Here is a 21,186-nt window from a genome sequence, read left to right on the forward strand (position 1 = left end):
TCTACTTACTTTTGATATAAAAGACCAGTAGAATTTAATATTTATTTTTCAGGAGTTAACTGTTGCGCTCTTTTTAATCACTCTCGTTTTTTTCAGCCATTAAAATATAGTTCACATCAACATTACGGCCTAAACGAAATTGGTTACTAAGTAAATGATACTCCATCCCAATAATATCTTTAACGGTTAAATGAGCATGTTCAACCCAATCCATTAATTCAGAAGGACGAATAAAGCGATTAAAATCATGCGTGCCTTTTGGTACTAAACGCGCAATATATTCCGCGCCATAAATCAGCATAAGTTTGGCTTTATTGTTGCGATTGATAGTGGATAAATAGAGTTGCCCGTTCGGTTTAAGCAGTTTGGCACAGGCATTAATAATAGAAAACGGATCAGGCACATGTTCTAACATCTCCATACAAGTAATCACATCATAATGTGCTGGATAGTGTTCTGCGTGCTGTTCAACAGTCTGTTTTTGATAATTAATTGAAAGGCCATCTTGCTCGGCATGTAATTTTGCCACCACTAATGATTCTTCAGCAAGATCAATTGCAGTTACATTAGCCGCTAGTTTTGCAAGACTCTCTGACAAAATACCACCACCACAACCAACATCTAATACATTTTTTCCATTTAGATCACCGGATTGTTGTTTTATATAATCTACTCTTAATGGATTAATAATATGTAACGGTTTGCATTGACCATTAGGATCCCACCATTGGGTAGCAAGTTTTGCAAACTTATCTATCTCGTTTAAATCGATATTTAGTGTCATGACTATTTTTTATAAAGAAATGGATTTTTTATGTAATATATGCGATGAACTGATGATTAGCAATATCAAAGATTTCATGCTCTCTTTTTCCCAACTTTTTATCACACTGAACTGTTTTAGCTTACTAACGTTTAGAGGTTTAAATAATTTGTGAGGGGATTTTAGTACAAAGGATATTTTCGAATAAGGGGGTTACCCCCCCCACTAGTTTTCGCCATCGACAGCGAAACTAGCTGTTCATTACGTGACTAATTTTTTTGACGTTAAGTATTTATACATTATCTATTATTTGTTTTAGAACATAAATATCCTTGTCAAAAAGGCATATTTGACATGATCTTCAATCTTTTTCGTCAACATAATGTAATGGCTTAAAATTTAAATCTACCTACACGGCAGTGAACGCGCGAACAATGAAATGTATTTCGACAGGTTTTTTCTAAACTACCTACACGGCAGTGAACCAGTTAACTGGAATTATTACAAATCTGTGAATTTTCTAAACTACCTACACGGCAGTGAACAATTTTCCAAAATTAAAAGGCACAGAAAAACATTTCTAAACTACCTACACGGCAGTGAACTAGAATCCAATATACTATAAATGCAGTTGGCAAAAAGACAAAGCGCAATTTTACTATTCAAAACCCTTTTTTTAAGTGATTTTTTAATATATTGATTTTTAATGATTTTATTTTATGTTAAAAAAAAGGGTTAGCAATAAGTAGGAATTTAAGTTTCAAAAACCCCGTTCCTCAAAATTTTTATTGCTTTTTTTACACTAAACCACTTCAAAGCACCACTAAACTTAACTTTTACGATTTAATTTTTTATTGACTATCGTTATAAATGATAATGTCTTCTTGTTTATAGACTTAATTCATGGCATGATTTAGCGCTTAATTTATCTAAAAATAGTTAGGCTTCGGCTGATGCTAGAAATTAAATATTTAATCAAAAAAACTCAAGGGAAAATATATTCATGAGTACAGGTACTATGAAGAAAAGTCATTCACAGTGGAGCTCTCGCATGGGATTTATGCTTGCAGCTGCTGGTTCTGCTGTGGGTTTAGGTAATATTTGGAAATTTCCATATATGGCAGGTGAAATGGGTGGATCAGCATTTGTGCTCACCTACTTACTATTTATGTTTGTAATTGGCTTGCCTATTTTAGTTTTAGAATGGTTAATTGGTCGTCGCGGACAAAAAAATCCAATTCATACCATGGAAGATGTTGCAGTATCAGAAGGCCGCTCAAAATTATGGCGTTGGGTTGGCATCATTGGTGTACTTGGCTCATTTTTGATTCTCTCGTTTTATAGTGTAATTGGTGGCTGGGCAACCGATTATATCTTTTTAGCTATTAATGGCACGTTTAATGGCGTAGATGGTGAAGCCACTGGTCAAATCTTTAGTAGCTTCCTTGGCAATACCAATAGCTTATTAATCTGGCATACCGTATTTATGGCAGCTAATACCATTATTGTTGCAATGGGTGTTGGCGCTGGTTTAGAGCGTGCTTGTAAAGTAATGATGCCAGGTTTAGGGGTTCTATTGTTAATCTTAGTTGCTTATGCGGCAATCGTAAGTGGATCATCATTTGGCAAAGCATTTGATTTCTTATTCACACCAAACTGGTCTGCATTAAATGGCACAGCAATTTTAGCAGCTTTAGGTCATGCATTCTTTAGCTTGTCTTTAGGTATGGGGATTATGATGGCTTATGGTTCTTATCTTGGAAAAGATGTGAACTTATTGTCTACGGCTCGCACTGTGGTCATTTTAGACGTAATCGTTGCGATGTTATCAGGTATGGCAATCTTCCCATTAGTATTTGCTAATGGATTAGAAGCGGGTTCAGGTCCTGGTCTTATCTTTGTAACCTTACCAATTGCTTTTGGTAATATGGCCGCCGGATCGATTTTAGGTTGCTTATTCTTTATCTTCCTAACTTTTGCTGCATTAACCTCGTCAATTTCACTACTTGAACCAACAGTAGAGCTTTTAGAAGAAAAAACTCACATGGGCCGTAAAACGGCAACCGTGGTGAGTAGTGTGTTAATTTGGGCTCTAGGTATCGCTTGTATTTTATCATTCAACGAATGGGCAGATGTTAAACTATTTGATAAAGGTATCTTTGATCTTCTTGATTATCTAACCAGTAAAATTATGTTGCCTGTGACAGGATTAGGTACCGTTATCTTTGGTGCTTGGATGATGAATCAAAAAGTTATTCGTAAAGAACTTAACTTAAGCAACTTCTGGTTTGGTGTGTGGACTGTATTAACTCGCGTCGTTATTCCGGTTGCCGTGGTTCTAATTTTAATTTGTGGATTTTTACCAGAAACTCGATAATTTAATTATCAACAGTAGCCCTGATAACTATCAGGGCTTTTTTTTGGATGATGAATTAAAAAATCAGCAATCAATTGTTTATAACAATATTGTCTCTTGAAATTGTTTTTTTTATTCCCATATAGCATTACAACAATTAATCAAAACATTATGTCAAAGTTAATCAATTAAAACCTAACTCATCGTTGCCGATGATTTTTAATTGAGTTTACTAAATATAGTTGAGGTATTAGTCAATGAGTAAGCAAGGAACTGAAACGCGTGGATTTCAATCCGAAGTTAAACAAATTCTGCATTTAATGATTCACTCTTTATATTCGAATAAAGAGATTTTTTTAAGAGAACTTATTTCAAACGCTTCTGATGCAGCCGACAAACTGCGTTTTAAAGCATTGGAAAATGCTAATTTATATGCGGGTGATGCTGAGCTTGGTGTTCGTATTTCAACCGACAAAGAAGCCGGCACCTTAACCATTGCTGATAATGGTATTGGTATGACGCGTGATGAAGTCATCGAAAATTTAGGGACGATCGCCAAATCAGGTACTAAAGCCTTCTTAGAATCAATCGGTAGTGATCAGGCTAAAGACAGTCAATTGATTGGTCAATTTGGGGTTGGCTTCTATTCTGCATTTATTGTAGCCGATAAGGTAACAGTAAAAACCCGTGCTGCTACAGCAAATGCTGATCAAGCGGTAATGTGGGAATCAGCCGGTGAAGGTGAATACACTATTTCTGATACGGAAAAAGAAACCCGCGGTACTGAAATCACTTTACATTTAAAAGAGGATGAAAAAGAGTTTCTAGATGATTGGCGCCTACGTTCAATTATCAGCAAATATTCTGATCACATCTCATTACCCGTTGAAGTGCAAACCACTGACGAAGAGAGCAAAGAAGTTAAGTGGGAAAAAGTCAACAAAGCACAAGCACTTTGGACTCGCAGTAAGTCAGAAGTGAGTGATGATGAGTATAAAGAGTTTTATAAACATATTTCACATGATTTCGCTGATCCATTAAGCTGGAGTCACAATCGTGTTGAAGGTAAACAAGAATACACTAGTTTGCTTTATATTCCATCTAAAGCACCTTGGGATATGTGGAATCGTGATAATAAACATGGTTTAAAACTATATGTGCAACGTGTATTTATTATGGACGATGCTGAACAATTTATGCCGAATTATTTACGTTTTGTGAAAGGCCTAATTGATTCAAATGATTTACCATTGAATGTATCGCGTGAAATCTTACAAGATAACAAAGTCACGCAAAACCTACGTAATGCATGTACTAAGCGTGTTTTACAAATGCTAGACAAACTTGCCAAAGATGATAAAGAACAATATCAACAATTTTGGAGTGAATTTGGCTTAGTCTTAAAAGAAGGTACTGGCGAAGACTATGCAAATCGTGAAGCGATTATGAAATTATTACGCTTTACAACCACGCAAAGTGATAGTGATGCACAAACTGTATCGCTAGAAGATTACCTCAGCCGTATGCAAGAAGGTCAAGAGAAGATCTATTATATTACTGCTGATAGCTACGGTGCAGCGAAAAATAGCCCTCACCTTGAGTTATTCCGTAAAAAAGGTATTGAGGTGTTATTGCTTTCTGATCGTATTGACGAGTGGATGATGAGCAATTTAACTGAATTTGATGGCAAACAGTTCCAATCTATCAGTAAATCTGACGAATCAATCGAAAAGTTAGCCGATCAAAATAGTGATGAACAAAAACAAGTTGAAAAAGAGCTTGAACCATTTATTGAACGTGTTAAAAAAGTATTAGGCGACAAAGTTAAAGAAGTTAAATTAACCCATCGGTTAACTGATACGCCTGCGATAGTGACTACTGCTGCTGATGAAATGTCAACCCAAATGGCAAAACTATTTGCTGCTGCAGGACAAAAAGCGCCAGAAATCAAATATACGTTTGAAATTAATCCAGATCATCAACTGGTGAAACGTGTAGCTGATACTCAAGACGACGTCGCATTTGGCGATTGGGTCGAGTTACTATTAGATCAAGCTTTACTGGCTGAAAAAGGTTCGTTAAGTGATCCAAGCAAATTTATACAAACAATGAATAAATTGCTTGCCCAATAATAGATTAAGTTATTCATCTAATCTTAAACCCGATATGCCCTGCCTATCGGGTTTTTTGTCTGTTTTTGATGACTTTTTTTGAGAATAATCAATTTATTTTTTTCAAAATTATGAAGTCAGTCACATTTTTTTATATTACTGCTTTCCATTTTCAATTAGCGATAGATAATAACCCAATCTTATAATTCAGACTGAATCTAATGAAAGTTCATAAAATATTAAATAATAATGTTGTAGTGACTTTAGATCCCAAAGGAAATGAATTGATTGTTACTGGCCGAGGAGTAGGCTTTAAAAAACGGGAAGGTGACCCAATCGATCCTAAACTTATCGAAAAACAGTTTTCTTTGCATAATCAGGAAATACTGCCAAAATTTGCTGAACTGCTTTCTGAGATCCCGATCGAGGTTCATACCACATCCGATATTATTATCAATCATGCCAAACAATTTTTAGGCAATAAATTACAAGATAGTATCTATATTTCATTAACCGATCATATCTATTTTGCTATAGAACGGCATAAACAAGGATTTGATATTCCCAATAACTTTATTTGGGAGATAAAAAAATTCTATCCTAAAGAGTACGAAATTGGGCTATATGCTTTAGATGTAATTAAAAAGCGTCTCGGTATACAACTACATGAAGATGAAGCTGGATTTATTACGTTTCATATTGTAAATGCTGAGCTTAATGATACCATGCCAAATATCGTCAATATGACCAAAATCATGCGCGAAATTTTAAATATCGTTAAGTATCATTTTCGGTTCGAATATGACGAAAATAGCCTTTCCTATCAGAGATTTGTGACACATTTGAAGTTTTTCGCGCATCGCATTCTAAGCCAAGGTAAACCCGTTCAACAAGATTCCACATTGTACGAAATTATCCGCGAAAAATATGAACAAGCCTATTTTTGCACCAAACAGATAGATTTACATTTAATTCAACAATATCAACATCCGCTGTCTGACGATGAAAGTTTGTACTTAACAATTCACATCGAACGATTAAGAGCGGAGCTAAAAAAATAATTATGTGATATAAGTCACAAAATAGCTAACATCTTATCAACAAGTTGGCTCTTTTTATGTTAATTTAATATCAAATTTTGGATTGTTATTGCATTCGTTAATTTTAACGATGCAAGCAAAACCTAAGCCTATAATTATTAGGCTTAGGTTTTTTTTTGCGCTTAAATAAGGATAAGCTATGAAAAATAAACAACTTGCCGAATCAATTATTGAGCATGTAGGTGGTAAAGACAACATCATTAGTTTAGTACACTGTGCAACCAGACTTCGATTTGTATTAAAAGATGAATCAAAAGCAGACCCGGAACTAGTCAAAAAACAAGTTGGCGTAATCACTGTCGTGCAAAGCGGTGGACAATTTCAAGTGGTCATTGGCAACAATGTTGCTGATGTATTTAATGCGATTATGGAATTAACTAACCTAAATGAAAAGCCTACCACTGATGAGGTGGCTGGCGCCAAAAAAGGGATTGTATCAAAACTTATTGATCTGGTATCGAGCATTTTTATACCAGCACTAGTCGTGCTAGTTGCTGGCGGTATTTTTAAAGGTGTAGTTGCCATATTACAAGTAATGGAAGTAGTTAAAGCTGGCGATCCAACTTATAACTTTTTAAATGCCATTGCAGATGCACCATTCTATTATTTACCAATCATTCTAGGATTTTCAGCAGTTAAAAAATTCGGTGGTAATCCTTATGTAGGTATGGCATTAGGTGGTGCATTGGTTCATCCCAGTGTGGTTGGCATGTTAGGTAATAAATTTGAATTACAGACAGAATTTTTTAGCATTCCTATTAAATTAATCCCTTATCCTTCATCGGTTTTCCCAATAATCTTGGCTGCATGGTTTTATTCCTTGTTAGAACGTAACTTTAACAAGATAATGCATGACTCGTTCAAAAAATTTATTGCGCCACTCTTTGGCTTAATAATTACCGTACCATTAACTTTCGCCGTTATCGGTCCTGTTGTCTCATTTTTAAGTGATAGTGTTGCTAGCGGGATCATCTTTGTTTATGAACTCAACTCGGTTATTGCTTCCATGATTTTAGCTGCTCTTTGGCAAGTGATGGTTGTTTTTGGTATCCATTGGGGATTGGTGCCTTTTGCGATGAACAATATTTCGGTTTATCATGAAGATTTTATGATCCCAATCTTATTCCCAGCAGTATTTGCGCAAGTCGGTGCTGTATTAGCTGTTATGTTACGCAGTAAGGATCCACAAGTTAAAACGTTAGCCAGTTCTTCAGTATTGTCAGGGATTTTTGGGGTAACTGAACCGGCAATTTATGGGATTAATTTACCATTAAAGCGTCCATTTATCATCGGTTGTGTTTCATCCATGATTGGTGGCGGTATTATTGGTTATTACCATTCTGTTATTTATTCGTTTAGTTTTATTAGTGTTTTTTCATTCTTGCAATTAATTCCCGCAACAGGAATTGACGAAAAATTCTATGCGGTGGTGTTTGGTTCAATAATCTCATTTGTTGTTGCAACCATCGTAACTTATCTATTTGGTATCCCTAAAAATAAAGATGTAGCCGACGGCAATCAAGTATCAAGTAGTACAGAAAAGAAAGCGGAAGAAATTATACAGCGCAATACTATTACTATTTCGAGCCCAATGACCGGCAAACTCGTAGAGTTAAAAGAAGTGAATGACGCCACCTTTGCTAGTGGTTTAATGGGGAAAGGTGTCGCAATTGTTCCTTCCGTGGGCGAAGCAGTAGCGCCAGAAGATGGTGAAGTCGTCTCATTATTTAGGACCAAACATGCGATCGGGTTCCAGACAGATTCTGGAGCTGAAATGCTCATCCACATCGGTATCGATACTGTTAAATTAGATGGTCAACATTTTGAAGCGCATGTAGAAGCTGGTCAAAAAGTGAAAAAAGGTGAGCGACTTGTAAGCTTTGATATTGAAGCAATCAAACAAGCAGGTTTTGAAGTCACTACCCCAATTATTATTACTAACAGTGATGACTATCTTGATGTAACGTGCGTATTTAAACAAAATGATGTTCAACAAGGTGACGCATTATTAGCGTTAAGTGCAAACAAGGAGTAAAACATGGCAAATACTTTTCCAACTGATTTTTTATGGGGTGGCGCTATTGCCGCCAACCAAGTTGAAGGTGCATATTGTGAAGATGGCAAAGGGTTATCGACATCTGACTGCACACCTAACGGTCTATTTGGCGACATCGTCGATCGCAATAAAGTCGATATTACTGGCATTAAAGATCGGGCTATCGACTTTTATCATCGTTATCCCGAAGATGTTGCGCTGTTTGCCGAAATGGGATTCACCTGCTTAAGAACATCTATCGCATGGACTCGAATCTTCCCAAACGGTGACGAAGAACAACCAAATGAAAAAGGACTCGCCTTTTATGACAAATTGTTTGACGAAATGCTAAAGCACAACATTACACCACTTGTGACTTTATCGCATTACGAAATGCCCTACTATCTGGTAACTCAATATGGTGGTTGGGGAAATCGTAAAGTCATCGAATTTTTTACCCGCTATGCCAAAACCGTGTTTGAACGTTATAAAGATAAAGTGAAGTATTGGTTAACTTTCAATGAAATTAATATGTCATTACACGAACCTTTTACCGGAGTTGGTCTAGCTCGTAACAGCAGCAAGGCTGATATTTACCAAGCGATTCATCATCAATTAGTCGCCAGTAGTCGAGCAGTAAAATTGTGTCATCAAATCATCCCTGATGCCAAAATAGGTAACATGTTGCTTGGTGCTATCGCCTACCCGCTTACTCCAAAACCTGAAGATGTTTGGGCAACACACACAGAAAATCATGGTTGGTTATTCTTTGGTGATGTACAAGCTCGTGGTTATTATCCAACCTACATGAATCGTTACTTTAAAGAGAACAACATTGAGTTAACGATAACCGATCAAGACCGAGAAGATCTAAAAGAAACCATCGACTTTATCTCGTTTAGTTACTATATGAGTTGTTGTGGAACGGCAGACGATTCGCTTCGCCAAAAAGGTAATATTCTTGATATGGTACCAAATCCTCATTTAAAAGCATCTGAATGGGGTTGGCAGATCGACCCGATTGGCATTCGTTACCTATTAAATCTACTTTATGAACGTTTTCAAAAACCACTGTTTATTGTGGAAAACGGTTTAGGTGCTAAAGATAAACTTGAAGCCGATGGTACCGTAAATGATGATTATCGTATTAATTATATGAACGATCACCTTGTACAAATCCGTGAAGCCATAAATGACGGTGTTGAAGTTATGGGATATACCAGTTGGGGGCCAATTGACCTCATTAGTGCATCAAAAGCTGAAGTTACTAAACGTTATGGTTTTATTTATGTGGATTTAAACCAAGATGGTTCTGGTACACTAAAGCGCTATAAAAAGAAAAGCTTCTATTGGTACCAATCTGTGATTTCATCCAAAGGAGCGACATTAAAATAATAATGATGCAGGTAGGGTTTACGAGCCTTTACCTGTGACTTTATTCAGTATAACTATAACTTAATGCCACACGGGGCTAATGATGAAAAATAAAACCATTAAAGCAGTACTCACCACCAGTATACTGGTATTAACAGCAATCTCAACTGGATGTAGTAGCCATCAACCAAGTAAGGCTGCTAATGCTAATAGTGACGATGCAATCACCATCTATTTTGCTAGACATGGTAAAACCCTATTTAATACCTATGATCGAGTTCAAGGCTGGGCGGATTCACCATTAACCGACCAAGGAATTAAAACCGCTCGCTATTTAGCCGAAGGATTTAAAGAGAAACAAATCGAATTTGATGCCTATTATACCAGTGATGCTGGTCGCCAACGAGAAACCATGCAAGTATTGTTAAAACAAAAAGGCGTGGAAGATTACAAAATCAATGAATTAAAGGGGTTAAGAGAAGTCTTTTATGGCGGATTTGAAGGTGGTAGCAATGCCAATATGGTATCGGCAGCGATGAAAACACTAGGCTATAAATCGGTTGATACCTTCTATAAAAGCTATGCACAGGGGCAAATTCCAGTAGCAGAACTTACCAACGCTATTGCTAAAAGTGATTATAAACATGACGCTGAGAACTTCGCTCGTGTTAAACAACGGACGCAATACGCATTGAATATGATCGTAAAAAATGCTCAGTATCGACATCAAAAAAATATATTGGTGATTTCATCTGGGATGTCAATGCAAGCCATGATTTCAGATTTGACTGATAACCCTGAAAAAAATAAACCACTTTCCAATGCTACTGTAATTAAAATTGTTTATCAAAATGGTAAATATAATGTCGTTGAAATTGGTAATATGGACTACCTCAATCAAGGAAAATCATCATTAATTGATTAAATCATTTAATATAAAAAATAAACTAATACCATAATAAAATCAGTTAAATAATTGAATTAGTCGAATAGGATTGTTACTGTTTTGCAGGCAAAACCTAAATATCAACTCAAGCAATATTGTTTGGGTGGTATTTAGGTTTTTTTTTGGAGAATTTTTTTAAAGGATAGGAAATAACAATGAAAATAAAATATCTTTCATTAGCAGTACTTAACTTTATATGCTTTGTGGCGATAGCTGCAGATTCAAATTCGGCGAATGCAGAAAAAGGTCTTTCAGATAAAAGTTTCTTAGATCAAAACTTTTTTAAAGATACTAAATTTGAATTCTCAACACGTAACCATTGGAAGTATTTGAAGGAAAACGCATCCCAACCTAAAGAAGTTCACAGTGCATGGGGTCAAGCATTCACATTTAATTACAAATCTGGTTATTTGTTAGATATCCTCGGATTCGATTTCACTTACGACAACGTTATTAAACTTGGAGCCAGTGACTACTTTGCCACTCGTAACTTACTTTATAACACAGGTAAAAAACCAAATAAACATAATGCCCATGGATTTAACAAATTTACTCAACGTTATGCCAAAGTCAAACTCGGCAATTCTACAGACCTCAACTTTAATGGTAAAGTCGGTTGGCATAGTTTAAAAGATATGGGTGTAGTGAGTTCGTCACAACATTTAACTCGCTATAGTTATTTAGGATATAGTGGCGTATTAAAATACGCAAACTTTGCGTTATCATTAGCCTATATCGACAGTGCCTTACCGCGAGAATCATCGCAAAAAGTACATTTTTACAGCATAGATAGAAAGCACGAAATCGATAATATCAAAACTGCAGGTATTGCTTATAACGATAAAGCACTAAAACTCGATTACTCTTACGGCGTGGCTAAGGACTACATCAAACGTCATGCTATCGAATTCGCTTATAAACCGATGGATAAACTCACCTTCGGCTCACAAATTTACGGTAGCACTGCCCTTAAAAATCATGACAAAATGAAAGCCAACGTGCGTGATTTTGATGATTCCGCGTGGCATTATGCAGCCGATGTTGAATGGAAAGAAGCTGACTGGAGTGCCAAATTCGGTATTGCTTATACCAACGCTAACCGTAAAGGGGCTATCGGTTTTTATGGGCGTCATTTAGGTAAAAATAATCGTGGTCGCTACAACGGTATGGCCGCAGCCGGTGGTGACTATATGCGCGATGGTGAAATCGTATTATCCAGCGTATTAGGTTACGACTTTTTTAAAGATAACACCACAGGTTTGTATCTAAACTATGGAGAATTTAACTATAAACACGAAACCCTAAAAAATGGCGAAATTAACGTGTTTAACATCTTTAAACCAACCAGTGGAACATTTAAAAACCTCTCCATTTTGTCAAAATTTGGTTACGGTTGGTCTTATAAAACCATGAGCAGTAAAGACGTTACCCCTAAATTAAGAGACGGTAAAGCTCAACGTTCACCATCATTATCAGCAGAAACCGTTATTGATTATCGATTCAACTTGTTATAAAAAGGACGAAACTATGAAAAAACTTATTAAACTTATTGGCTTAACCGCTATTCTTACAGCGTCAATCGCGCAATCATTTGCTGCCGATGTAAATATCTATTTTACTCGTCACGGTAAAACTATGTTCAATAATGTACATCGTGCTCAAGGATGGTCAGACACGCCTCTTACTAAACCTGGTATTGAAGTTGCAGAGCAACTTGGCCGAGGTTTAAAAGATGTTGATTTTATTTCGGTATATTCAAGTGACTCTGGTCGTGCTAGACAAACAGCAAGAATCGTACTTGAATCTAAAGGTGAAACTAAATTAAACATTAATGAAATGGAAGGCCTGCGTGAAACTTGCTTTGGTGATTTTGAAGGTGATCTTGATCCAAACATGTGGAACCCAGCTGCACAACATCTAGGTTATGAGTCTGACAAAGCCCTAATGGCTGATTTAGCTAAAGGTAAAGTTACCCTTAAAAAAATCATGGATGCGATCAAAGCTGTTGAGAAATCTGGTCAAGCTGAAGACTATAATGCCGTTAAAACTCGTATGCAAGCCTCATTAAAGGCTATTGCTAAATCTGCTCAAGAACAAGGTGGTGGTAATGTATTGGTGGTCTCTCACGGTATGGCTATTATGGCAATGGTTGAAGAGATGTTAGACAAACCAATCACGAGTGGACTTGGTAACGCTAGCGTAACTAAAATCCGTTATACTGATGATGGCAAATTTATTGTTGAATCATTAGGCGATATGAGCTATGTCGAAAAAGGTAAAGCTAGCAAGTAACTTCTAAAAAAGACTCACCAAGGTGAGTCTTTTCTTCTTAACATCGCCATATTTACTGCTTAAAAATTCGTTATAATAAAACAGTTGATAATCACCAAAGTAAGGATTTTTTATGTTCTACATCAGTCATTATTCGTCGCCAATGGGGGAAATCACTCTCGCTAGTCAGCAAAGTAAATTAGTTGGTGTCTGGATTGAAGGACAAAAATATTTTGGTCAGATGCTAAGCGCGAACAAAAAAGAAATGGCCAATTTAGCGATTTTTAACCAAACCAAACATTGGTTAGATGATTACTTTTCCGGTAAAAGACCCGCAATTAGCCAATTAGCTTTGGCGCCACAAGGTAGTGAGTTTAGACATATGGTTTGGGACTTACTGACAAAAATTCCTTACGGCGAGGTGACCACCTATGGTGATATTGCTAAACAGATAGGCTCAAAAATTAATAAACCCCATATGTCCAGTCAAGCAGTGGGTGGCGCCGTCGGACATAATCCACTATCAATAATTATTCCTTGTCACCGTGTAATAGGAGCAAATGGAAATTTAATCGGTTATGCTGGTGGGATTGATAAAAAAATTTGGTTACTTAAACACGAAAAAGTTGATATGCTACATATTTCAATTTAATTGTAGCATCACTATCTTGATAGTAATTTAAATTTAATGCCATTAGGAATTTAAAAACTTTCCTTTAGCTTTTTTCGGTTAAAAAAGTGATGTAACTATCGTTAAAAATTCTTGATAATTTTCATTTATTATAATTAATTATTTAATTTATAACATATTATTTAAAACCAGAAATAAAATTTAAATCAAATTAACTGAATAACAACCTAGATCTTAAACTCACAAAGGTAGTTTCATGAAATAGCAATATCTCACTATATCGAGAGTATTGCATTAATTTTTAGAGATTTTAATATCAAATCATTACAGATATTGAGGACATCAGATAAATAATTTTGTAGATTATTATACTTAACGTCCTCATAAAGCTGATTAATTTTAGTTAACATCAACCATACATACTATAAAATCAGGACAATGGTCACATCTTGAATCAACACCTAAATGCCCAGAACTTGCATCTACATCAACCCGTCTTGCTCTATTATTAGGATCGATATCCTTAGTCCAATACCTATCATTTGTAACCGAAGACCAACGTGATTCAGGATAAGCATCTCGAACTGTATAACCCCACTCAGGTAATACGCCTTGACCAATAGCTCTTGTATAGCCATTATTCATATCAAAATCCATGGTAAGAATAGCTGGGTTCATTGGAGCATTGGTTAATGCTTGGAATGACGGTAAATTGTCTTCGCTACATATAGTTATAGCTTTATCCCAATGTGTCTTATAATTACCATTTGGATATCTTGGATTATATGGATAAACCCAGATTTTTGTAGGATCAAAGGTATAATTAACATTGAACGATGGTTCTAGCTTCGATTTTATTTGAACAGTTATTGAACCATTTGGTTTTTTTTCAAGAAGAACTTTGCCATTTTTATCAACTGATACACCTGTGGAATCACCAACAAATGAATATTCATAATCCGTTTGTGCACCACTAACCACTAAGTTAAATGAAGCACCAGGAAAACCTGTTGTCGGAAAATGTTCACCAGATGGATTAACTTTAAAACCATAATTAGGCACATAGTCTGAAGAATAACCACCACCGACATCACTCTTTCTTGAAGTTAAGTTGGCAACATTCCAACCTTTATATTTATTTGAATTATTGAAACTCAACCATTGATTATCTGGATATACTTTTAATGAGTTTGGTGCTACATAGCATAATTCTGGATTCGAAGCTATTTTATACTTTACCAAAATATCGCTGAAATCTCCTTGACGAGGAACTCCATATTTTGAGTTAGGTTTTACACCAATATGAATTTTTAATTGCAAAGGCATTTTAAATCCACTACCACAGCCAATAATATTGTTATGTTGACCAGTAGTTATTTCGTTACCATCCGCATCATACCATTCATAAGAAACATTAGGATTCAGCGTAAACGGCTCCACATCATCAGCAACATCTCCATTCGCATCGAAATAATTCAAAGAGCTGTCTAAATTACTCATTGAATAAGAAGGATCGATAACAAAATCGCTAAATCGATAATCACCACTAAAAAATTTTATCTCATCACTTGTTATAGTTGCTTCATCTTGACTATAATGTACTCCATCAACCGTAAAGCCTAATTTTTGCCATGATGTTTCCAGAATAAATTCTGGTTTACTGGCGTGAATTATATTCGTCGTATGAACGGTAATAGCATATGCTGTAGAAAATAGCGACAGAAAGATAGGGATTATAAGTACGTAAAAGATTTTATTTATCGTAAAAAATAAAATATTTATTATTTTGAATATTGTTTTGCACATAAGGGGATAAGTAAACTAACTACAAGAGATTAAAGAAAAGGTATAAAATATAGATTTATAAATTGAATGATAATATTTTATTTTAATTGTCCTATCCAGAATCATAGGATATCGATTACGATTACATTTTAACATGTCTTTACTGCTCCATATAACACTTTAACGGTAAATCACAAATATATACAATAAGATATATTTTTTATGTGATATATTACCCGTAACATTCCTAAGCTCTATTAACTTAAGCGAATCAGTATGTTAAATTAAAATAATGTATTTGTATCGTTTTTAATGTAAAGATTTGTAAATGAAAATGTGGTGTAATGAACTTTTATATTGAGAACACCAGCAAAATATATTGAAAAAAAACAACTTAATATCATAAAGTTGATAATTCTTTATAAAATTTAAATTTTGATTTAATCTCTAAAATTATGATAAAAAATTTTTATTTCAATACGTTTCAAATTTGGTTAAATCCCACCATAATTAAACAGTGTCATAAAAATCGGCATGATTAAGGTTAATAAGAAACCTTGAACGATTGCGGGGGGCACGATGCTGACACCGGCACCTTTTTGTAGCATGGGTAAGGTAAAATCCATTGAGGTAGCGCCGCATAAGCCTAATGCTGTGAGTTTGTAACGTTTAATTAATGTAGGAATTAGAATAATAGCACATAGCTCGCGCAAGATATCATTTAGGAAGGTAGCGCTACCTATGATTGGCCCATGAGCTTCGGTCATGAGAATTCCTGACAGTGAATACCAACCAAATCCTGATGACATTGCCAATCCCACATGTACTGGCAGGGACATTATTAGTGCTGCTACAATGCCACCCAAAAACGTGCTTAGTAATACAATTACAGTGGTGGCTATTCCAACCTTGTTGAGTAGGATCTGTTTTAGTGAGATGTTGTTACTACGAAGTTGTATGCCGATAAGGAGTAGTAAAAAGACTAAGACGACTTTAGTTATATCTTCACTATATTGCCAGATAAATAGTGGAAAGAGCCCAGCAATAAAACCCGAAACGAGCGCAATACATACTCGCAGTGATTCTAAGATCATTTTAAATCGTGACTCATAAGTTTGGCTACTGTGGGTGGTGCGCCATGGCAGTAATATATCGACTAGGGCTAAGAAAATGAAATTACCGCCAAAAGTACAAATAAAGATAATGCTAGTATAAAAAAGGATGACTTTTAAGTTAGCTGCTAGATTATCGAGATGAGCTAGTTCGGTTCCCATTATAAATAGGATAAAATAGACCATCCAGCTTAGGACTTGGTTTATTTTGGCGATCCATTTTTGCTCTTTGAATCTAATCAAATAACCTAGACATAGCGGTACTAAAGCAATAAGAATACCAAAATACATGTTCTATTCCTTATAATTTTTTTATTTTAAAATGTAAAAATTAGGTCTTTTGTAGATCGCTTGCCATTTTGGGCAAGCAATTTTTTGTATAATACAGTAATTGATACGATTAGATTAATGACGCTAATTGTGTTTCAATTTTATTCTGAAGTTCATCCAATAATGCATAACGGTTGCGATACTCAGAACGTTTCTTACTGGCAATCTCTTCGATTGATTTTCGGTTGATTTGTGTCGGTAAGATAAATAACGATCTTTCGTCTTGTTTACCGTCAATGGTTAACCAAAAATCATCATAGTCAGATAAGATTCTCTCTTGTCGACTGTTATAACGCCAGTTGTTGTAGACATGCGTTTTATTACCTACCGCTATAATCTGTTCAAGTTGAAAATAACTCGCAATAATTAACGCTGCCTCAACAGCCACACGTTTAGGAAAAAGTCCATAGCACTGTTTTGTTGCCTGTTGTACTCGAGTTCGAGCTTCATGATGCCCTGTTCCTTGTAAGCCGGAAATAAACAGTGTCGACTTTTGTTGATATTGCGCAATGGTAAAAGTTAACGTCGCTAAATCAATGCCATCATTATCATAAAAATAGAGGCTGAGTTCACCCTCCCGAGCATATTTATTACGTGCTTGAATCGCAATTTTTATATTGGCTTCATTTTTTGCCGTAATACTGGCCAATTCAAAGGGGACATCTAAGTTATAGAAGGCTTTTGTCATACTATCAGGGCGATTAGCTAAAAAATCATAATGATAAGCTAATGCCTCGTACCGTTCTTGTTGGCTCAAACAAGAAGCTAAATAAGGTCGTTGTAGTTTACAAGGTAAATTAGTTTGACATGATAAATAGTAACCAAGTAATTTGTATTGTCTTAATTTGTCTAATAATTTAAGCGTAATAGGACTTAAAAATAGGGTTCGAAAAAAAAATTTATAACGATAAGTCGGTTTAAGCCATAATTCGTTAAGTGGTAATTTCCCTGAACAAAGCCAGTTAAAAAGTTGCCATTTACTTTTAGGCTGGGACATATTCGTAATATTATTCATAAGCAGAAAAAAGTATTCGTATTAGTTAATATATTAAAGAGTTAAATGTGGTTAAATTATAAATTATCAATTAGATATTTATGATTATTTTCAAATTTAAGGTACCATTTCAAAGTAAGTGCCTAAGAGTACAACACAACCCAAAGCAACGCAACCCTTATGGTGTTATATCATCGCTTAAGTAATAAAAAACGGTGAACTAAGTCACCGTTTTATTAAAAGGTATCGTTTATAAAAACGAATTATTGACCTTTAACTTCTTTTAAACCGTTAAATGGCGCTTTTGAACCTAAAGCTTCTTCAATACGGATTAATTGGTTGTATTTAGCAACACGGTCAGAACGGCTCATAGAACCAGTTTTGATTTGACCTGCAGCTAAACCAACAGCTAAATCAGCGATTGTTGAATCTTCTGTTTCACCAGAACGATGTGAAATTACTGCAGTGTAACCAGCATCTTTCGCCATTTTAACAGCTGCGATAGATTCAGTTAATGTACCGATTTGGTTAACTTTAACTAGGATTGAGTTAGCGATGCCTTTTTCAATACCTTGTTTGAAGATTTTAGTGTTAGTTACAAATAGATCGTCACCAACTAATTGGATTTTGTGACCTAATGCTTTAGTTTGGTATGCCCAACCTTCCCAATCGCTTTCGTCTAAACCGTCTTCAATTGATACGATTGGATATTGCTCAGTTAAACCTTCTAAGTAATGAGTGAATTCTTGAGCAGTAAACTCTTTATTGCCTTCACCTTTTAATACATATTTACCAGTTTCTTTGTTGTAGAATTCAGAAGCGGCACAGTCCATCGCTAAAGTGATGTCTTTACCTAAAACGTAACCAGCTTTTTCAACTGCTTCTTTGATACAAGCTAATGCTTCAGCATTTGAATCTAGGTTAGGTGCAAAACCACCTTCGTCGCCAACAGCAGTATTCATGCCTTTAGCGTGAAGTACTTTTGCTAAGTTGTGGAATACTTCAGAACCCATACGGATTGCTTCACGTACTGTTTTAGCACCAACTGGTTGAATCATAAATTCTTGAAGGTCAATGTTATTATCAGCATGTTCACCACCATTGATGATGTTCATCATTGGTAATGGCATAGAGTATTGACCTGGAGTACCATTAAGATCAGCAATATGTTGATAAAGAGGTACACCTTTAGCTGCTGCAGCTGCTTTAGCTGTCGCTAAAGATACGGCAAGAATTGAGTTAGCACCTAAGTTTGATTTGAAATCAGTACCATCTAAATCAAGCATGATTTGGTCGATTGCTGCTTGATCTAACGCATCTTTACCAACAACTGCTTTGGCGATTGGTCCATTAACATTTTCAACAGCTTTAAGTACGCCCTTACCTAAAAAACGAGATTTGTCACCATCGCGAAGTTCTAACGCTTCACGTGAACCTGTTGACGCACCTGATGGAACGATTGCAAGACCTACGAAACCACCTTCTAAATGAACTTCAGCTTCAACAGTTGGGTTACCACGTGAGTCAATGACTTCACGACCATGTACTTTAACGATTTTTGCCATGTTATTTTCCTCTATATGACAGATATATACCTAATGTAAATATAAACTATTTTTGCTGCTGATCTTGATAATCTTTGGCAGCTTTAATAAAACTACTAAATAATGGATGTCCATCACGTGGCGTTGATGTAAATTCTGGATGAAATTGACAAGCAACAAACCAAGGATGATCTGGAATTTCAATAATTTCGACTAATTTTTTATCTGTTGATAACCCTGTCACTTTTAAACCTGCCTTGACAACTTCTGGTAATAAGTTGTTATTGACTTCATAACGGTGACGGTGACGTTCTGTTATCGACTCTTTGTTATACATTCCAGCAACTAGTGAATTTGGTTCTAAATGGCAGATTTGCGAACCTAAACGCATGGTGCCACCTAGATCACTATTTTCATTACGTTGAACGATTTGCCCCGATTCGTCACTCCATTCAGTTATTAGAGCAATAACTGGGTTTGGACAATCTTTAACAAATTCTGTTGAATTAGCATCTTTAATACCAGCAACATTACGCGCATATTCGATTAATGCTACTTGTAAGCCAAGACAAATACCTAAATAAGGAATTTTGTTTTCGCGAGCATAACGTGCCGCCATAATTTTGCCTTCAACACCACGATAACCAAAGCCACCTGGGATTAATATTGCGTCTAAACCTTGTAATATTTCGCTGCCGCGAGATTCAAGATCTTCTGAATCAATGTAACGGATGTGAACGGTTAAACGATTTTTTAAACCACCGTGTTTTAGTGCTTCATTCACTGATTTATAAGCATCTGGTAAAGCAATATATTTACCAACCATACCGATAGTTACTTCACCAACTGGATTGGCTTCTTCGTAAATGACTTGTTCCCATTCAGATAGATCCGCTTCTTTGCATTCAAGATGGAAGCGATTGCAGACAAAAGTATCTAAATTTTGTGATTTTAATAATGCAGGAATTTTGTAAATCGAATCAACATCTTTAAGTGAAATTACCGCACGTTCAGGCACATTACAAAATAGCGCAATTTTAGCTCTTTCGTTAGCTGGAATTGCCCGATCTGAACGACAAATTAATACGTCAGGTTGAATACCAATTGATAATAACTCTTTAACTGAGTGCTGTGTTGGTTTAGTTTTTACTTCACCTGATGAGGCAAGATAAGGCACTAATGTTAAGTGCATAAATAGTGTATGTTCACGACCAACATCAACCGCTAATTGACGAATTGCTTCTAAAAATGGTAGTGATTCGATATCACCAACTGTACCACCAACTTCAACAATAGCTACGTCATAACCTTTGGCACCATCAATAACTCGATCTTTGATGGCGTTAGTGATATGAGGAATAACTTGGACTGTCGCGCCTAAATAGTCTCCACGACGTTCTTTGCGTAAAACGTCAGAATAAATACGTCCTGTTGTAAAGTTGTTTTTTCGGCTCATTTTAGTGCGGATAAAACGCTCATAATGACCCAAATCAAGATCGGTTTCGGCACCGTCTTCAGTCACAAAAACTTCACCATGTTGAATTGGGCTCATTGTTCCCGGATCGACGTTGATATAGGGATCAAGTTTTAGCATGGTGACTTTTAAATTGCGGGCTTCTAAAATTGCAGCTAATGAGGCTGCGGCAATGCCTTTACCTAAAGAAGAAACGACACCGCCTGTAACAAAAATATAATTCGTGACCATTAATACCAGACCATTATTAATTTAATTGAACAATATCACATCAGTTTAAACGATAAAAACCATGCAATATATGATGAATCAGACGGGAAATTAGTATAACAGAATATGGTTTATCTCACAATTGAATAA

Annotated in this window: 15 protein-coding genes; 9 read left to right on the top strand and 6 right to left on the bottom strand. The window is 35.7% G+C overall.

Going from position 1 to position 21,186, the window contains the following annotated elements; translation table 11 throughout:
• Positions 1-73 precede the first annotated feature (73 nt).
• A complete protein-coding gene (gene ubiG / locus AC5LXV_RS11660) occupies positions 74-784 on the bottom strand; it encodes a bifunctional 2-polyprenyl-6-hydroxyphenol methylase/3-demethylubiquinol 3-O-methyltransferase UbiG (RefSeq protein WP_493466517.1) in 711 nt (236 codons plus the stop codon).
• A gap of 982 nt (positions 785-1,766) precedes the next feature.
• Here ubiG and AC5LXV_RS11665 point away from each other — a divergent pair.
• The 9 genes from AC5LXV_RS11665 (at position 1,767) to AC5LXV_RS11705 (ending at position 13,608) form a co-directional block, all read left to right on the top strand.
• Entirely contained in the window at positions 1,767-3,140 is a 1,374-nt protein-coding gene (locus AC5LXV_RS11665) for a sodium-dependent transporter (protein ID WP_493466518.1), read from the top strand.
• Between the two features lie 236 nt (positions 3,141-3,376).
• Positions 3,377-5,251 carry a molecular chaperone HtpG gene (gene htpG / locus AC5LXV_RS11670; RefSeq protein WP_493466519.1) on the top strand — a complete coding sequence of 625 codons (1,875 nt, stop codon included), beginning with the start codon at positions 3,377-3,379 and terminating at the stop codon, positions 5,249-5,251.
• A gap of 200 nt (positions 5,252-5,451) precedes the next feature.
• Positions 5,452-6,291, top strand: a complete 840-nt coding sequence (gene licT, locus AC5LXV_RS11675; protein WP_493466520.1) for a BglG family transcription antiterminator LicT — start codon at positions 5,452-5,454, stop codon at positions 6,289-6,291.
• 178 nt (positions 6,292-6,469) lie between these two features.
• The gene (locus AC5LXV_RS11680; RefSeq protein WP_493466521.1) at positions 6,470-8,365 is read left to right on the top strand and encodes a beta-glucoside-specific PTS transporter subunit IIABC; all 1,896 of its coding nucleotides are present in this window, start codon (positions 6,470-6,472) and stop codon (positions 8,363-8,365) included.
• Between the two features lie 3 nt (positions 8,366-8,368).
• Entirely contained in the window at positions 8,369-9,760 is a 1,392-nt protein-coding gene (locus AC5LXV_RS11685; RefSeq protein WP_493444905.1) for a glycoside hydrolase family 1 protein, read from the top strand.
• An 82-nt stretch (positions 9,761-9,842) separates the two neighbouring features.
• The gene (locus AC5LXV_RS11690; RefSeq protein WP_493451428.1) at positions 9,843-10,664 is read left to right on the top strand and encodes a histidine phosphatase family protein; all 822 of its coding nucleotides are present in this window, start codon (positions 9,843-9,845) and stop codon (positions 10,662-10,664) included.
• Positions 10,665-10,840: 176 nt separating this feature from the next.
• Positions 10,841-12,199, top strand: a complete 1,359-nt coding sequence (locus AC5LXV_RS11695; protein WP_493466522.1) for an OprD family outer membrane porin — start codon at positions 10,841-10,843, stop codon at positions 12,197-12,199.
• 13 nt (positions 12,200-12,212) lie between these two features.
• Complete coding sequence (locus AC5LXV_RS11700; protein WP_493466523.1) at positions 12,213-12,977, top strand: histidine phosphatase family protein; 765 nt, start codon at positions 12,213-12,215, stop codon at positions 12,975-12,977.
• 112 nt (positions 12,978-13,089) lie between these two features.
• On the top strand, positions 13,090-13,608 hold the full coding sequence (locus AC5LXV_RS11705) for a methylated-DNA--[protein]-cysteine S-methyltransferase (RefSeq protein ID WP_493466524.1): 519 nt from the start codon (positions 13,090-13,092) through the stop codon (positions 13,606-13,608).
• Between the two features lie 378 nt (positions 13,609-13,986).
• Here the strand turns inward: AC5LXV_RS11705 and AC5LXV_RS11710 are convergent, their stop codons facing one another.
• The 5 genes from AC5LXV_RS11710 to pyrG all read right to left on the bottom strand — a co-directional run bounded on the left by AC5LXV_RS11710 (position 13,987) and on the right by pyrG (position 21,057).
• Entirely contained in the window at positions 13,987-15,393 is a 1,407-nt protein-coding gene (locus AC5LXV_RS11710) for a hypothetical protein (protein WP_493466525.1), read from the bottom strand.
• Between the two features lie 473 nt (positions 15,394-15,866).
• Positions 15,867-16,775 (bottom strand): LysO family transporter, encoded by a 909-nt coding sequence (locus AC5LXV_RS11715; protein ID WP_493466526.1) that lies wholly within the window; start codon positions 16,773-16,775, stop codon positions 15,867-15,869.
• A gap of 109 nt (positions 16,776-16,884) precedes the next feature.
• A complete protein-coding gene (locus AC5LXV_RS11720) occupies positions 16,885-17,829 on the bottom strand; it encodes a VirK/YbjX family protein (protein WP_110433228.1) in 945 nt (314 codons plus the stop codon).
• A gap of 242 nt (positions 17,830-18,071) precedes the next feature.
• Entirely contained in the window at positions 18,072-19,373 is a 1,302-nt protein-coding gene (eno, locus tag AC5LXV_RS11725; RefSeq protein ID WP_086358974.1) for a phosphopyruvate hydratase, read from the bottom strand.
• Positions 19,374-19,419: 46 nt separating this feature from the next.
• The gene (gene pyrG, locus AC5LXV_RS11730) at positions 19,420-21,057 is read right to left on the bottom strand and encodes a glutamine hydrolyzing CTP synthase (RefSeq protein WP_493444910.1); all 1,638 of its coding nucleotides are present in this window, start codon (positions 21,055-21,057) and stop codon (positions 19,420-19,422) included.
• Between the last annotated feature and the right edge of the window lie 129 nt (positions 21,058-21,186).

It is taken from the genome of Gilliamella sp. LMG 34359 (assembly GCF_984569085.1).

Bases quoted from the DNA above. Each gene is read 5' to 3' on its own strand.
- ubiG (WP_493466517.1), bottom strand. From the start codon at position 784: ATGACACTAAATATCGATTTAAACGAGATAGATAAGTTTGCAAAACTT.
- AC5LXV_RS11665 (WP_493466518.1), top strand. From the start codon at position 1,767: ATGAGTACAGGTACTATGAAGAAAAGTCATTCACAGTGGAGCTCTCGC.
- htpG (WP_493466519.1), top strand. From the start codon at position 3,377: ATGAGTAAGCAAGGAACTGAAACGCGTGGATTTCAATCCGAAGTTAAA.
- licT (WP_493466520.1), top strand. From the start codon at position 5,452: ATGAAAGTTCATAAAATATTAAATAATAATGTTGTAGTGACTTTAGAT.
- AC5LXV_RS11680 (WP_493466521.1), top strand. From the start codon at position 6,470: ATGAAAAATAAACAACTTGCCGAATCAATTATTGAGCATGTAGGTGGT.
- AC5LXV_RS11685 (WP_493444905.1), top strand. From the start codon at position 8,369: ATGGCAAATACTTTTCCAACTGATTTTTTATGGGGTGGCGCTATTGCC.
- AC5LXV_RS11690 (WP_493451428.1), top strand. From the start codon at position 9,843: ATGAAAAATAAAACCATTAAAGCAGTACTCACCACCAGTATACTGGTA.
- AC5LXV_RS11695 (WP_493466522.1), top strand. From the start codon at position 10,841: ATGAAAATAAAATATCTTTCATTAGCAGTACTTAACTTTATATGCTTT.
- AC5LXV_RS11700 (WP_493466523.1), top strand. From the start codon at position 12,213: ATGAAAAAACTTATTAAACTTATTGGCTTAACCGCTATTCTTACAGCG.
- AC5LXV_RS11705 (WP_493466524.1), top strand. From the start codon at position 13,090: ATGTTCTACATCAGTCATTATTCGTCGCCAATGGGGGAAATCACTCTC.
- AC5LXV_RS11710 (WP_493466525.1), bottom strand. From the start codon at position 15,393: ATGTGCAAAACAATATTCAAAATAATAAATATTTTATTTTTTACGATA.
- AC5LXV_RS11715 (WP_493466526.1), bottom strand. From the start codon at position 16,775: ATGTATTTTGGTATTCTTATTGCTTTAGTACCGCTATGTCTAGGTTAT.
- AC5LXV_RS11720 (WP_110433228.1), bottom strand. From the start codon at position 17,829: ATGAATAATATTACGAATATGTCCCAGCCTAAAAGTAAATGGCAACTT.
- eno (WP_086358974.1), bottom strand. From the start codon at position 19,373: ATGGCAAAAATCGTTAAAGTACATGGTCGTGAAGTCATTGACTCACGT.
- pyrG (WP_493444910.1), bottom strand. From the start codon at position 21,057: ATGGTCACGAATTATATTTTTGTTACAGGCGGTGTCGTTTCTTCTTTA.